Annotated in this window: 13 protein-coding genes and 1 pseudogene; 5 read left to right on the forward strand and 9 right to left on the reverse strand. The window is 70.3% G+C overall.

Annotated elements, in window-relative coordinates; translation table 11 throughout:
- Positions 1-55 precede the first annotated feature (55 nt).
- Together DRB96_RS35475 and DRB96_RS35480 are read left to right on the forward strand one after the other, a co-directional pair.
- Entirely contained in the window at positions 56-724 is a 669-nt protein-coding gene (locus tag DRB96_RS35475) for a uracil-DNA glycosylase (protein ID WP_112454142.1), read from the forward strand.
- 95 nt (positions 725-819) lie between these two features.
- Positions 820-1,308, forward strand: coding sequence for a hypothetical protein (locus DRB96_RS35480; protein ID WP_112452113.1), 489 nt, complete (start codon positions 820-822; stop codon positions 1,306-1,308).
- A 120-nt stretch (positions 1,309-1,428) separates the two neighbouring features.
- Here the strand turns inward: DRB96_RS35480 and DRB96_RS35485 are convergent, their stop codons facing one another.
- The 7 genes from DRB96_RS35485 to DRB96_RS35515 all read right to left on the reverse strand — a co-directional run bounded on the left by DRB96_RS35485 (position 1,429) and on the right by DRB96_RS35515 (position 9,716).
- Positions 1,429-2,529: a dipeptide ABC transporter ATP-binding protein gene (locus DRB96_RS35485; protein WP_112452114.1), complete on the reverse strand. Its 1,101-nt coding sequence runs from the start codon at positions 2,527-2,529 to the stop codon at positions 1,429-1,431.
- 5 nt (positions 2,530-2,534) lie between these two features.
- Entirely contained in the window at positions 2,535-3,611 is a 1,077-nt protein-coding gene (locus DRB96_RS35490) for an ABC transporter ATP-binding protein (RefSeq protein ID WP_204358108.1), read from the reverse strand.
- 89 nt (positions 3,612-3,700) lie between these two features.
- A complete protein-coding gene (locus DRB96_RS35495; protein WP_112452115.1) occupies positions 3,701-4,702 on the reverse strand; it encodes an ABC transporter permease in 1,002 nt (333 codons plus the stop codon).
- A 183-nt stretch (positions 4,703-4,885) separates the two neighbouring features.
- Positions 4,886-6,652, reverse strand: coding sequence for an ABC transporter substrate-binding protein (locus DRB96_RS35500; RefSeq protein ID WP_112452116.1), 1,767 nt, complete (start codon positions 6,650-6,652; stop codon positions 4,886-4,888).
- A 41-nt stretch (positions 6,653-6,693) separates the two neighbouring features.
- Positions 6,694-7,686 carry an ABC transporter permease gene (locus tag DRB96_RS35505; protein ID WP_112452117.1) on the reverse strand — a complete coding sequence of 331 codons (993 nt, stop codon included), beginning with the start codon at positions 7,684-7,686 and terminating at the stop codon, positions 6,694-6,696.
- A 511-nt stretch (positions 7,687-8,197) separates the two neighbouring features.
- Positions 8,198-8,938: an enhanced serine sensitivity protein SseB C-terminal domain-containing protein gene (locus DRB96_RS35510; RefSeq protein WP_112452118.1), complete on the reverse strand. Its 741-nt coding sequence runs from the start codon at positions 8,936-8,938 to the stop codon at positions 8,198-8,200.
- Positions 8,939-9,005: 67 nt separating this feature from the next.
- Positions 9,006-9,716, reverse strand: coding sequence for an enhanced serine sensitivity protein SseB (locus tag DRB96_RS35515; protein ID WP_112452119.1), 711 nt, complete (start codon positions 9,714-9,716; stop codon positions 9,006-9,008).
- A 253-nt stretch (positions 9,717-9,969) separates the two neighbouring features.
- On the opposite strand from DRB96_RS35515, the pseudogene DRB96_RS35520 reads away from it, so the two are divergent.
- Positions 9,970-10,218 (forward strand): annotated as a pseudogene (locus DRB96_RS35520) (ketosynthase chain-length factor); the annotation flags it as partial.
- Positions 10,219-10,280: 62 nt separating this feature from the next.
- On the opposite strand, the gene DRB96_RS35525 reads toward DRB96_RS35520, so the two are convergent.
- Positions 10,281-11,042 carry an SDR family oxidoreductase gene (locus DRB96_RS35525; protein WP_112452120.1) on the reverse strand — a complete coding sequence of 254 codons (762 nt, stop codon included), beginning with the start codon at positions 11,040-11,042 and terminating at the stop codon, positions 10,281-10,283.
- 79 nt (positions 11,043-11,121) lie between these two features.
- On the opposite strand from DRB96_RS35525, the gene DRB96_RS35530 reads away from it, so the two are divergent.
- The gene (locus DRB96_RS35530; RefSeq protein ID WP_112452121.1) at positions 11,122-11,712 is read left to right on the forward strand and encodes a TetR/AcrR family transcriptional regulator; all 591 of its coding nucleotides are present in this window, start codon (positions 11,122-11,124) and stop codon (positions 11,710-11,712) included.
- Positions 11,713-12,148: 436 nt separating this feature from the next.
- Positions 12,149-13,618: a PAS domain-containing sensor histidine kinase gene (locus DRB96_RS35535; protein WP_204358109.1), complete on the forward strand. Its 1,470-nt coding sequence runs from the start codon at positions 12,149-12,151 to the stop codon at positions 13,616-13,618.
- A 158-nt stretch (positions 13,619-13,776) separates the two neighbouring features.
- Here DRB96_RS35535 and DRB96_RS35540 read toward each other — a convergent pair whose 3' ends face one another.
- Positions 13,777-14,034: a WhiB family transcriptional regulator gene (locus tag DRB96_RS35540; protein WP_004937597.1), complete on the reverse strand. Its 258-nt coding sequence runs from the start codon at positions 14,032-14,034 to the stop codon at positions 13,777-13,779.
- Positions 14,035-14,110: the final 76 nt, after the last annotated feature.

A 14,110-nucleotide genomic window follows, 5' to 3' on the forward strand; every position in this document is an offset into this window, starting at 1 on the left:
GAAGCAGTTGCCCGCGCGCGAAGAACTTGTACCGGAGGTTGTCGCCGTGACCCAGATGCTGCCCGAGTCCTGGCTCCCCGTCCTCGGCGGGGAGCTGGAGCAGCCCTACTTCAAAGAGCTCACCGAGTTCGTCGAGAAGGAGCGGGCGAACGGGCCGGTCTACCCGCCCCGCGAGCAGGTCTTCGCGGCGCTGGAGGCCACCGACTTCGACAAGGTGAAGGTGCTGGTCCTCGGCCAGGACCCGTACCACGGCGCCGGCCAGGGCCACGGCCTGTGCTTCTCGGTCCAGCCGGGCGTCAAGACCCCGCCCTCGCTGCGCAACATCTACAAGGAGATGCAGAGCGAGCTGGGCACCCCCGTCCCGGACAACGGCTATCTGATGCCGTGGGCCGAGCAGGGCGTGCTCCTGCTCAACGCGGTGCTCACCGTGCGGGAGGCCGAGCCCAACTCGCACAAGGGCAAGGGCTGGGAGAAGTTCACCGACGCGGTGATCCGCGCCGTCGCCGAGCGTCCCGACCCGGCCGTCTTCGTCCTGTGGGGGGCGTACGCGCAGAAGAAGCTCCCGCTGATCGACGAGGAGCGGCACGCGGTCGTCAAGGGAGCCCACCCCTCCCCGCTGTCGGCCAAGAAGTTCTTCGGCTCCCGGCCCTTCACGCAGATCAACGAGGCCGTCGCCGCCCAGGGCCATGCGCCGATCGACTGGCGCATTCCGGACCTGGGCTGATGCCCCACCGCGCCTAGGCGGCATTGCCGGTGCCTGCGGCTAGCGTCTTGACGACCGGACCGGAGCAGGTCCGGCGGAGCAAGCCGGAGGCCGCGTTGACGGAGCAGCAGGAGGCGTCGGAGGACGCCGTCATGACCAGGATCGGCCAAGCGGTCATCCTGCTGCACGCCGGCGACCGCGAGGAGGCCCGCAACCGGCTCGGCGACATCTGGTCCGAGATCGGCGAGGAGGGCGACTCCCTGCACCGCTGCACGCTGGCGCACTACATGGCCGACGCGCAGGACGACCCCGCCGAGGAGCTGGCCTGGGACCTGCGCGCCCTGACGGCCGCCGACGGGCCGGGCCCGCCGCCGGCCGTCCGGGTCTTCTACCCGTCGCTGCACCTGAGCCTGGCCGCCGACTACGTGAAGCTACGGCGCCCCGAGGCGGCCAGGATCCACCTGGCGCGGGCCCGCGCCGCCACCGGGGCGCTGGGCGACGACGGCTACGGGAACGGTGTACGGGCCGCCATCGCCCGGCTGGAGCGGCGGCTCGCGACGGAACCGGACGGGGCGCACCGGCCCTTCCCGGAGCAGCACCAGTAGCCGGACCCGGGGGAAGGGCTCCGCGGCCCCGCCGAGGGAGCCTGAGCGGGTCTGAGAGGGCTTGAGCGGGCCTGAGCCGGCCGGTCCTGGGTCTCCGGGGGCCTGTCTCTTATACCCAGGTCAGACCGTGGGGGTGGAGACGGCTTCCGTCGCGCCCGGGAGGGCGGGGTCGTTCGGGGACTGGTCCGGGGCGTTCTCCGGGTGGTGGCAGGCCACCTGGTGGCCGGTCTTCAGCGCGACCAGCGGCGGCTCCTGCGTCGTGCAGACCTGCGTCGCCTTCCAGCACCGCGTGTGGAAGCGGCAGCCGGAGGGAGGGGAGATCGGCGAAGGGACGTCGCCCTTGAGCAGGATGCGGCCGCTCTTCGCGCCGCGCCGCCTCGGGTCCGGCACCGGCACGGCCGACATCAGCGCGGTCGTGTACGGGTGCATGGGCGCCTCGTACAGGGACTTGCGGTCCGCGAGCTCGACGATCTTGCCGAGGTACATGACCGCGATCCGGTCCGAGACGTGCCGGATGACCGACAGGTCGTGCGCGATGATCACGTACGTGAGGCCGAGCTCCTCCTGGAGGTCGTCCAGCAGGTTGACCACCTGGGCCTGGATGGAGACGTCCAGCGCCGAGACGGGCTCGTCCGCGACGACCAGTTTCGGCTTGAGCGCGAGCGCCCGCGCGATGCCGATGCGCTGGCGCTGACCGCCGGAGAACTCGTGCGGGTAGCGGTTGTAGTGCTCCGGGTTGAGGCCGACCAGTGCCAGCAGCCGCTGCACCTCCGCCTTGAGGCCGCCCTCGGGCGAGACGCCCTGGAGCTTGAAGGGCGCGCTCACGATGGTGCCGACCGTGTGCCGCGGGTTCAGCGATCCGTACGGGTCCTGGAAGATCATCTGCACATCGCGGCGCAGCGGGCGCATGCCGGCCACGCTCAGGTGCGTGATGTCCTTGCCCTCGAACTCGACCTTGCCGCCCGTCGGTTCGAGCAGCCGCGTGATCAGCCGGCCCATGGTCGACTTGCCGCAGCCGGACTCGCCGACGATGCCGAGGGTCTCACCGCGCCGGACGTCGAAGTCGATGCCGTCGACGGCCTTCACGGCCCCGACCTGGCGGCGCAGCAGCCCCTTGGTGATGGGGAAGTGCTTGACCAGGCCGGTCACCTTCAGCAGCGGCTCCGGGGAGTCCGCCGCCTGGGCGGGGACCGCGGCCGCGCCCGTACCCGTCTTCTTCATATCGGTCACAGCTTCGGCGCAATCTCTTCGGTCCAGATCCGGTTCCGCTGCTCCGGGGAGAGGTGGCAGGCGGCCCAGTGCCGGCCGTCACCGTCCGCCGATCCCTCGACCAGCGCCAGTTCGGGCCGCTGGGTACGGGTGATGCCGCCCTTGGGGAGGTCGGCGTACGGGCAGCGGGGGTGGAAGGCACAGCCGCTCGGGATGTTTATGAGGCTGGGCGGCGAGCCCTTGACCGGGATGAGGCGCTCGGTCTGGTCGCGGTCGATGCGGGGCATCGAGCCGAGCAGGCCCCAGGTGTAGGGGTGCCGGGGCTCGTAGAAGATCTTCTCGGCGCTGCCGCGCTCGACGCACCGGCCGCCGTACATCACGAGGATGTCGTCGGCCATCTCGGCGACCACGCCGAGGTCGTGCGTGATCATGATGACCGCGGAGCCGAACTCCTTCTGCAGATCGCGGATGAGGTCCAGGATCTGCGCCTGGACGGTGACGTCCAGGGCGGTCGTGGGCTCGTCGGCGATGAGCAGTTCGGGGTTGTTGACCAGCGACATCGCGATCATCGCGCGCTGGCGCATGCCGCCGGAGAACTCGTGCGGGTACGAGTCCACGCGCTGCTGCGGCTCCGGGATGCCGACGCGGTCGAGCATCTCGACCGCCCGCTTGCGCGCGGTCTTCTTGTCGACGTCGTGGTGGGTCCGGTAGGCCTCGATGATCTGCTTGCCGACCGAGTAGTACGGGTGCATCGCGGAGAGCGGGTCCTGGAAGACCATCGCCATCTTGCGCCCGCGCAGGGTGCGGACGTGGTCCGCGTCGGCCTGGATCAGGTCCTCGCCGTCGAGCACGACCTCGCCGGAGATCTCCGGCCGGTTGCGGACGTGGCCGGTGCGGTGCAGGCCCATGATGGCCAGCGAGGTGACCGACTTGCCGGAGCCGGACTCGCCGACGATGCCGAGGGTCTTGCCGCGCTCCAGGTCGAAGGAGAGCCCGTCGACGGACTTGACCAGGCCGTCGTCGGTCGGGAAGTGCACCTTGAGGTCGCGCACCGAGAGGAAGGCCCGGTCCCGCGCCGCGCCCTGCTCGGGCACGAAGGCGGGGCCGGACGCGGGCGCGGACGCCGATGTGGACGCGGACACCGCGGCGGACTCGGATGCGGCGTCGGTGGTGTGGTTCTCGGTCACGTCAGCCTCACGCGCGGGTCGATGACGGCGTACAGCAGGTCCACGATCAGGTTGGCCAGCACCACGAAGAGCGCGGAGAGCAGCGTGACGCCCATGATCACCGGAAGGTCGCCCGCTCCGATCGCGCCGACGGCGGCCGTTCCCAGGCCCTGGAAGTTGAAGGTCGTCTCGGTGAGCACCGCGCCGCCGAGGAGGCCGCCGAGGTCGAGGCCGAACATCGTGACGATCGGGGTGAGGGTGGAGCGCAGGGCGTGCTTGCGGATGACCACGCCCTCCTTGAGCCCCTTGGCCCGGGCGGTGCGGATGTAGTCCTCGCCGAGCACCTCCAGCATCGTGGCGCGGGTGATGCGGGCGTAGGTGGCGGCGAAGAGGAAGGCCAGGGTCACCCAGGGCAGGATCAGGGAGTTGAGCCAGGCCAGCGGATCCTCGGTGAGCGGTCTGTAGTTGGAGACGTCCAGCCAGCCGAGGCTGTAGACGAAGACCGCGGGGGCCACCATGCCGGTGAAGAAGATCGGCAGCGAGACTCCGGCGAGCGCACCGATCATGACGGTGCGGTCGACCATGGTGCGGCGTCTGAGCGCCGAGATCACACCGGTGGCCACGCCCGCGATCACCCAGATGACGGCCGCCCCGAGGGCGAGCGAGAGGGTGACCGGCATGCGGTCGACCATGGTGTCCCAGACGGGGACCTCGGTCTTGAAGGAGTAGCCGAAGCACGGTGCCGCACAGTGCGTGATCTCCGTGCCGCCGTCGTAGTCCCGGCCGGCGAAGATCCCCTTCATGAAGATCAGGTACTGCTCGGAGATGGGCTTGTCGAAGCCCATCTTCACCCGGATGCCCGCCAGGGCGGTCGCGTTGGTCTCGCGTCCGGCGTACATGAGCGCCGGGTCGCTGCCGGTCAGCTTCGGGACCGCGAAGAAGATGCCGAAGGTGACCGCGGAGACCACCAAGAGCGTTGCGGCGACGTTGAAAAGTCGCCGTATGAGGTAGACGAGCACTGCAGTCGGCCGCTCGGGCCGGCGCCCGCCGCCCCTTGTGGGGACGGCAGCCGCCGCCTGCGGCCTTCACCTGCCCTTCGGACTAGCGCATGTGCGGTGAAGGCGAACCAGCTGTGTCTGACGGGTCTGGAGCCCGGGGCCGCCCGGCCGGGCCGGGCGGCCCGGGCTCCTGGAGCGTCCCGGCTACTTCACGACGCCGATGGTGGCAAGGTCGATCTTGCCCATCGAGTCGTTGAAGTAGACGTTGGTCAGGCGCGGGTTGTGGTAGACGAAGGCCTTGTCGAAGTTGATCGGCAGGTAGAGGGCCTTCTCCATGATCTTCTGGTTGATCTGGGTGTAGAACGGCGCGGCGGCGTCCGGGGTGGCGGCCGAGGCGGCGGTCTTGAACAGCCCGTTGATCTCAGGGTCGTTGATCATGCTGAAGTTGTTGTTGGCGTTCGGCAGGATGAACGAGCCGTCGACCAGCGGCTGCAGGTAGCCCGAGCCGGAGTTGTAGTCGGCGCCCCAGCCCATCACGATGATGCCGTAGCCCTTGGCCTTCACGTTCTCGGGCGAGCCGATGACGGAAGAGGAGAGCTTGCCGTCGTACTGGTCGATCGTGACCTTGATGCCGACCTTGTCGAGCGCCGCCTGCAGCGACTCCGCGGTCTTCACCTCGGGGGCGCGGTTGTTGCGGACCGCGATCGTGGTCTGGAAGCCGTCCGGCTTGCCACAGGCCTTGAGGGCCTCCTTGGCCTTCTCCAGCTGCGGCTCGCCCTTGGTCAGGTTGTACGGGTCGTACTTCTTGTCCGAGCCGGGGATGCCGGGCGGCAGCATGTTCGCGCCGAGGTCACCGCTGGTCGGGCCGCCGCGGGCGGTCTGCAGGGACTTGGGGTCGGCCGCGTAGATGACGGCCTTGCGGCACTCGACGTTGTCCAGCGGCGCGACGGTCGTCGGGAAGACGAAGTAGCGGATGTAGCCCGTGAACGGGTTGTCCGCGTTGGCCTTGAGCGCCTCGTCCTTGAGGACCTTGTTCTTGCCGGCGGCCTGCATGCCCGTGCCGTCGACCGCGAGGTCGATGTCACCGGAGAGCAGGCGCGCGTCCATGTCGTCCGGGTTGGTGGTCACCGTCATGGAGATCTTGTCCGGCAGACCCGTGCGGATGGTGTCCGTCTTCGGGTCCCAGTTCTCGTTGCGGACGAGGGTCGCGCCCTTGTTCGCCGTGAACTCCGAGATCTTGTACGGGCCGCTGGAGACCGGCTTGTTGGTGTACGTGGCGCCCGTGTCCTTGGCCGCCGGGACCGGCGAGGAGGACGGCATGGCCAGCAGGTACTTGAAGTCGGAGTTGGCGCTCGCCAGGTTGAAGACGATCGTCTTGTCGTCCGGCGTCTGGACGGACTTCAGACCCATCTTGTCCGGGTCGGTGTCCTTGTACGGGCCGGGGTACTTCTGGCCCTGGTCGAGGATGTCGATCAGGTAGGTGGGACCGCCGGACAGCACGTCCTGCGCGAAGACGCGCTCGATGCCGTACTTGAAGTCCTTCGAGGTGATCGGCGTGCCGTCCTCGAACTTCACGCCGTCCTTGATCTTGACGGTGTACGTCTTGCCGTCGTTGCTCAGGACCGGGTCGGCCGCGGCGAGGTCCGGGACCAGCTTGGTGCCCGCCTCGCCCGGCTTGCTGTCGTACGCGAACAGCTGGCGGATGTAGAGCCGCTGCATGTTCCAGACCCAGCCGTAGTAGGCGCGGGCCGGGTCGAGGTAGTCGACGTCCTGCGGGGTCCAGAGCTTGAGCTCGCCGCCCTTGGTCGTCGACGGGTTCACGACGGCCGTGGTCGCCGCGTTGAAACCGCTGGCGGCGGCCGGCTTGCCCTCCGAGGGCTTCTTGTCCTCCGCGCTGTCACACGCCACAGCCGACAGCGACAGGGCAGCGACCACGGCGGTGGCCGCGAGTGCCTGCTTTCTGCGAATCACGTTGGTCCAACCTCCATTGGTGGGTGAATCGTTGATGCGGTTCAGCTGCCCTTGGGGTCGAGTGCGTCGCGCAGCCCGTCCCCGAAGAGGTTGAACGCCAGGACGGTGATGAAGATCGTCATACCGGGGACCACCATGTACATGGGGTCGTCCTGGTAGATGGGGACGGCGTCGGACAGCATCTTTCCCCAGGAGGCGGTGGGCGGCTTGACGCCGGCGCCGAGGAAGCTGAGGGCCGCCTCCGTCAGGATGTTGGTCGGGATGATCAGCGTCGTGTAGACGAGGATCGGCGCGACCAGGTTCGGCAGCAGCTCCTTGATCAGGATGTAGCCGCGGCCCGCCCCCAGGCTGCGCGCGGCCTCGACGTACTCCCGCTCGCGCAGCGAGATCGTCTGGCCCCGGACGATGCGGCCGATGTACGGCCACCCGAAGAAGCCGATGACGACGATGAGCACACCCATCCGGACGCCCGAACCCGTGAATCCCCACAGGGAGTTGGGAACGACGGAGACCAGCGAGATGGTGAACAGCAGCTGCGGGAAGGCCAGCAGCAGGTCCATGGTGCGGCTGATGATGCCGTCGACCCAGCCGCCGAGGAAGCCGGCCAGGGCGCCCAGCAGGCTGCCGAGGATGACGGAGACGAAGGCCGCGAGGAAGGCGACGACCAGGGAGATGCGGGCGCCGTAGACGATCCGGCTGAACACGTCGCGGCCGTTGGTCGGCTCCACGCCCAGCAGGTAGTCGGGGCTGATGCCGCCGAACGATCCGAGCGGCGTGCCGAATTCCGGGTCGAGCAGATCCTCGTGGAACTCGTTGGGCGGGTGGCCCAGCAGGCTCACGATCAGCGGGGCGAAGACCGCCACCAGGATCAGGAGGATCACGACCACGCCGCCCGTCAGCGCGACCTTGTCGCGCTTGAGCCGCATCCAGGCGATGCGTCCGGGCGAGCGGCCTTCGATGGCCTTGGCTGGGACGTCGGCTACGGACACGGGAGCGGGAGTCTCCGCGCTCGTGTCATGCAGTGGTGCCGTCATCGTGGTGGGGACCCCTCTCGGCCGACGGGTGAGCCGGCCCATGCCCGCCGCTGTGGCGGCGTTGGTGCGGAGTGGCGCTCGGAGTGCGAGGTGCGGAGGTGCAGAGGTGCGGGATGCAGAGGTGCGTTGCAGTGCGGGTACAGGCGGTACTGGCAGTGCTGGTGGTGCACGTGGTGCTGTACGAAACGACGAGCGAATTTCCCGTGGCGAACCGGTCCTCGGAGGACTGACCCGCTCTTGGGTGGGGAGTCTTCATCGGGCCGTCGATCAGCCGCCAGACCCGCAGGTGAATGGATGCGCAACCGTGATCTGAGGGTCGAGTTCCCGTTATCCGGACTTCGCTGCCGCCTCAGCGGAGCAAGACCGTCCGTTCGGTGCCGAATCGGACATGGCACCCAACTCGGGTTACTAGCATGCCTATTGGGCGTACATCAGCGTCGAAATCAGGACAACGCAAAGGCCGCACGGAACGACTGTTCCGTGCGGCCTCGGGTGGCTTGGCCACGATGTCTCAGTAGGCGGGCGCCTGGCCCTCGCGGTCATAGAAGGGACGGGTTTGCGCGCGCAGCCACATCGCCACCGGGTCGTGCTCGTCGGCGAGCGCGACCGTGCAGACCGGCACTCCCTCGGGCACCGCGCCGACCGACTGGCGCATCATCTCCCGCACGGATTCCAGCGCGTGCGCCGAGGCCTCGTACAGGTCGAGCCCGACGGCGAGGTACGGGGAGCCCAGCGCGGGCTGCACCCAGGCGCGGCGCAGCGAGCGCACGGCGGGCGTGCGGTGCGCGTGCTGCGTGAGCAGCCCGTAGAACTGCGGGAGCTCGATGGCGGGCTCGGACAGTCGCAGGGGGCCCGCCGGCATCCGGTCCAGGCCGGTGGAGATCCGGCGCAGGTCGGCCCAGGGAATGCCGACACCGCCGCCCTGGGCGTGGGGGTTGAGCCACAGCCCCCAGCGGTCGGGGTAGAGGGCACGGGCGATGTCCCGGCCCGTGACCACCTCGTACCCCCGGTTCCAGCCGCTGGCGGCCAGCTCCTGCGGGGAGGTCACGCAGGGCGCGTAACCGAGGCTCTCGACCTCCATGCCGCCGTACTGCGCGTCCGGGGAACCGGACCGCCCCTGCCACAGCAGCATCCACAGCCGCCCCTCGGCCAGGGCGTGCAGGAGCGCCTCGTAGCTCTCGTAGCGCCCGGGAGTCACCTGGCGCAGCATGTGCTCGACCTGCCCGACCGCGGCCGTGCCTGACGCACTCACCCGGTACCCCTCTTCGTCTCTTCGTCCGCCCGTCGCCCACACGTGTCCGTCACCAGCTTAAGCGTGCCTACGGCAGGTAGAAGGGGCGTACGCGCGTAAGGATGAAGTCGACGACCGGGTCCTCGGCGGCGTCGAGGAGGATCAACTGCACAGGCCAGGGCGCCGGTACGCGGGCCAGCGCCCGGCCCAGGGCCTCCATCGGGGCGTTCCGCATGTCGGGCTCCCATCCCAGCAGCTGGACACCGACGTACAGCTCCGGCGCCCCGGCCTCGACGCTTGCGAGGCACCGGTAGGCCGCCGCGACGACTCCGGTGGCACGGAACTCCTCCCCGGCGGCGGTCAGGAAGTCGACGGGATCCTCCTGCCAGTCCGGCTCGTAGAGCCGGACCCGGCCCCCGGTGGCGGGCCCGTCGAGCGGGCTGCGGCCCGCCCGGCAGAGCTCGGCGACGGCGGGCGGCGGCAGCGGGACCCCGACGGCCCCCTCGGGGTTGACCGCGATGCCGAGCTGCGGGGGCAGGCCGCGGGCGAAGTCCACGGCGGGCGCGACGGCGAAGTCCATGGCGGGGCCGGCGCAGGCGCGGAACTGCTCCTCGGAGCTGTAGACGGGCACGTAGGCCGCGCCGTCGATCTCCATCGTGGGCAGGCTCAGGCTGTTCACCCCGCCCGGCAGCGGGATCCACAGCGGGCTGCGCCCGAGCACCTCGAGGATCCGCCCGCCGGCGTCCGCCTGCCCCAGTGCCGCCCCGAGCACCTGTTCCAGCTCGTTACCCGGCCACATGTACGCCTCCGCTAGCTCGCCCTCGTCTCGCCCAGAGGTTAACGGGCCCCCGCGGCCCGCCCGCCCGCTCCCCCGGGCCGGGGTCCGGCAGAGACGCCTAGTGCTGTGGCCGGAAGGGTTTGCCGGGTCGCGGTGTCCGGTGCGGTGCATCTCCCCCAGCTACCGCCGGGAGGGGCCCCCGGACGGAGGACCACGCCTCGTACTGGACGTACCGGTGTGGTCCGACAACGCGGCGAGGTGCCGGATCCTCTCCGCCCTCGGAGCACACGGCCGCACGGTGCCGGTGACGGCGCCCAAAACCGGCACGGGCCGGGCCTACTGCGCGGCCCCCGTCCTCGACACGGCCGCCGCCGTCCTCGCCCTGGAGCACCGCATCGTCCCGCCCACGCCGAACGTCTTCGACGTGTGCCACGACCTCGACGTGGTGACCGGCAGCGCCCGCACGGCCGACCTGCGCACCGCCCTCGTCCTGAGCCGCGGCCTGACGGGCTCCAACGCCGCCCCCGTCCCGCCCCTCCCCGCTGCCGCTCCGGGTGGCGGCGGCGGGAAGGGGCGGCGGCCCCGCTACAGCAGCGCCAGCTGCAGGCCGCCCGTCGCGGAAAGGTGCTGGCCCGTGACCCAGCGGGAGTCGGGGGAGGCGAGGAAGGCGACCACGTCCGCGACCTCCTCCGGGACCCCGACGCGGTGGAAGACGGACCGGGAGGCGGCGTGCGCGCGGGCCCCCGGGTCCGCGAGCCAGTCCGCGTTCAGGTCGGTCGCGGTGATCCCGGGGCCCACCGAGTTCACCGTGATGTTCCGCGGCGCGAGCTCGGCGGCCAGCGAGACCGTCATCGCGTTCACGGCGCCCTTGGCCATGACCGTGGCGAGGATCGCCGGCAGCGCGATGTCCGGGGTGCCCGTCACGTTCACGATCCGGCCGCCGTCCCGCAGCCGCGCCAGCCCGTGCTTGATCACGAAGAACGGCGCCTTCGCGTTGAGCGCGTGCGCCCGGTCGTAGGTCTCCTCGTCCGTCGAGGCGATGTCCGCGAAGGCCGCCCCGCCCGCGTTGTTCACCAGGACGTCCACCTCCTCGGTGGCCAGCGGATGGGCCGCGTACGCCGCCCAGAGCGCCTGTGCGTCGCCCGGGACCCCCAGCTCCGCCCCTACCGCGAAGGCGCGGCCCCCGGCCGCCTCGATGGCGTCCACGGTCTCCTTGGCCGCCGCCTCGTTCCTCCCGTAGGCCACCGCGACCAGTGCCCCGTCCCGGGCGAGCCGCTGCGAGACGGCCCTCCCGATGCCCCGGCTGCCGCCCGTGACCAGTGCCGTCTTTCCGTCGAGCACGCCCATGGCGCGCCCCCCTTTCAATAGTGGTCGCTACAGAAAGGGACCGTACCAGATTCAGTAGCGAGCGCTATAGAATGCGTGCATGGTGACCGGACAGCGCGGCAGGCCCCGCTCCTTCGACCGCGACGCGGCACTCGGCAAGGCGATGTTCGCCTTCTGGGAGCACGGCTACGAGGCGACGTCGATCTCCGACCTGACCGCCTCGCTCGGGATCAGCGCGCCGAGCCTCTACGCCGCCTTCGGCGACAAGCGCAAGCTCTTCGACGAGGTCGTGGTGGTGTACGGCGGGCGGTACGCGGAGTTCGCGGTCATCGCCCTCGCCGAGGAGCCCACCGCCCGCGCGGCCGTGGGGCGCGTCCTGCGCGAGGCGGCCGAGATCTACACCGACCCGGCCCACCCGCGGGGCTGCATGGTGATCAGCGCGGCCGTCAACACCACCTCGGAGGAGGTCGCGGAGGCGCTGCGCGAGCGGCGCGAGGCCACCCTGGCGATGTTCGAGAGCCGGATCGGGGCCGATGTGGCCGCGGGAGCCCTGCCCGCGGGCACGGACGCGCGGACGCTCGCGCGCTACGCGGCGGCGGTGCTCCAGGGGATGTCCCAGCAGTCGCGCGACGGCGCGAGCAGGCGGGAGCTGGAGGCGGTGGCGGAGAGGGCCATGCTCGCCTGGCCGTGACGGCGGCGGGCGGCGCGCGCGAGGCCGGTGACGTGGGCGGCGCGGGCGATGTGGGCGGTGCGAACGGCGCGGGCGCGGGATCCGGCGCGGGATTCCTCTGGGCCACGGTGCCGAGCGGGACCCTCAGCCCGTCGGCACCGTAGCCCGGAGTACTTACGGCCGGCGGGTGTGCGGTGCCCGGCAGCCGTTTGGGGAGGTGTTCGCGCGGTCAGGGCAGAACGCGCGTCTTACCTCGATCCGTCCTCCTGTGCGGGGAGGGCGGAAGTCTGATGCAATTGTGGACTAGACCAATCTGTTCTGTCCATCCAATGCCGGGGCCCAACTTCCCGTCACTTCCTCCAAGCCTACGCGGAACCGGGCTCCGGTGGATACTCCGCGGTATCGCGCTGAGGAAAGTCGTGGCCCATACCCGGGGTACGCTCGCCACGTGCCCTCCATGAACGACCTCGTACGCCAGCACACCGCTCTCAGTGAAACCGACCTGGAGTGGCTCCATCTGCTGGTCTCGGAGTGGCAGCTGCTCTCCGACCTCTCCTTCGCCGACCTGGTGCTGTGGGTCCCCACCCTGGACGGCAGCCGGTACGTCTCCGTCGCGCAGATGCGCCCGAACACCGGCCCCACCTCGTACCAGGACGACATGGTCGGCCACCTGGTCCCGCGCGGCCGCCGCCCGCTGCTCGACGCCGCCCTCGATGAGGGCCGCATCGTGCGCGAGGGCGACCCGGAGTGGCGCGAGGAGGTCCCGGTCCGCGTCGAGTCGATCCCCGTGCGCCGCGAGGGCCGGGTCCTGGGCGTGATCGCCCGCAACACCAACCTGCTCACCGTGCGTACACCCAGCCGGCTGGAGCTCACCTACCTCCAGTCCGCCTCCGACCTGGCCCAGATGATCGCCGCGGGCTCCTTCCCGTTCCCCGGGCAGCAGGTCGACATGGACGCCTCCCCGCGCGTCGGGGACGGCCTGATCCGGCTGGACGCCGACGGGGTGGTCACCTACGCGTCCCCGAACGCGCTCTCCGCCTACCACCGCCTCGGCCTCGCCTCCGACCTGGTCGGCCAGCACCTGGGCAACATCACCTCCGAACTCGCCCCGTCCCGCGGCCCGGTGGACGAGGCCCTGGTCAAACTCGCCAGCGGCTGGGCGCCGCGGGAGACCGAGGCCGAGGGCAGCGGCGGGGTCATCCAGCTGCGCGCCATCCCGCTCAAGCCCAAGGGGACCCGGATCGGTTCCCTGGTCCTGTGCCGCGACGTCACGGAACTGCGCCGTCGCGAACGTGAATTGATCACGAAGGACGCGACCATCCGGGAGATCCACCACCGGGTGAAGAACAACCTCCAGACGGTGGCGGCGCTCTTGCGCCTCCAGGCCCGCCGGATGGATTCGCCGCAGGGGCGCGAGGCGCTGAACGAGGCCGTCCGCCGCGTCGGTTCGATCGCGATCGTGCACGAGACGCTCTCCCAGAACCTCGACGAGCGCGTCGAGTTCGACGAGATCGCCGACCGCGTGATCGCGATGGTCGCCGAGATCTCCCCGGGCAAGGTCGCCTGCCGGCGCACCGGCCGCTTCGGGATCCTGGACGCGGAGGTCGCCACCCCGCTGTCGATGGTGCTGACGGAGATCCTGCAGAACGCCCTGGAACACGCCTTCACCCAGGGGGAGGGCGGCACCGTGGAGGTGTCGGCGGCCCGCTCCGGCACCGGCCGGGCCGATGCCCGGCTGCTGATCTCGGTGGTCGACGACGGCTGCGGCCTGCCCGAGGGCTTCGACCCCCAGCGGGCCGGCAACCTCGGGCTGCAGATCGTACGGACCCTCGTGGAGGGCGAGCTCGGGGGAACCTTCGACATGGTCCCGGCCGAGCCGCGCGGCACCAAGGTGGTCCTCGACATACCGGCGAGCCCGCAGAAGTAGACGGGCGGGAGCTCCGGCCTGGTCACTCACCGTGACGCCATGGGCTCCGGACAGCACTGAACCCCGTACCGAATGGTTTTCGGTACGGGGTTCGAGAGCACGTTGCTGAGCGCTTATATGGGTACTACGCGCTGCGGCTCGAGGCTCGAAAGTCGATGTCAGGCGGTTGCGTTGCGCGCCCGATTGCGAGCGGCGCGGCGCTTCATCGCGCGGCGCTCGTCCTCGCTGAGACCGCCCCAGACGCCGGAGTCCTGACCGGACTCGAGCGCCCACTGCAGGCACTGCTCCATGACGGGGCAACGGCGGCAGACGGCCTTGGCTTCCTCGATCTGCAGCAGGGCAGGACCGGTGTTGCCGATGGGGAAGAAGAGTTCCGGGTCTTCCTCGCGGCAAACGGCGTTGTGACGCCAGTCCATGGCTGCTCCATCTCCTTGTATTGCGGGCAGGTTGCTTGTGAATGTGAACGCTTTCACGAATCCCCCCGTGAGGGAA

The sequence above is a fragment of the Streptomyces sp. ICC1 genome (assembly GCF_003287935.1).
Classification (GTDB): Bacteria; Actinomycetota; Actinomycetes; order Streptomycetales; family Streptomycetaceae; genus Streptomyces; species Streptomyces tritrimontium.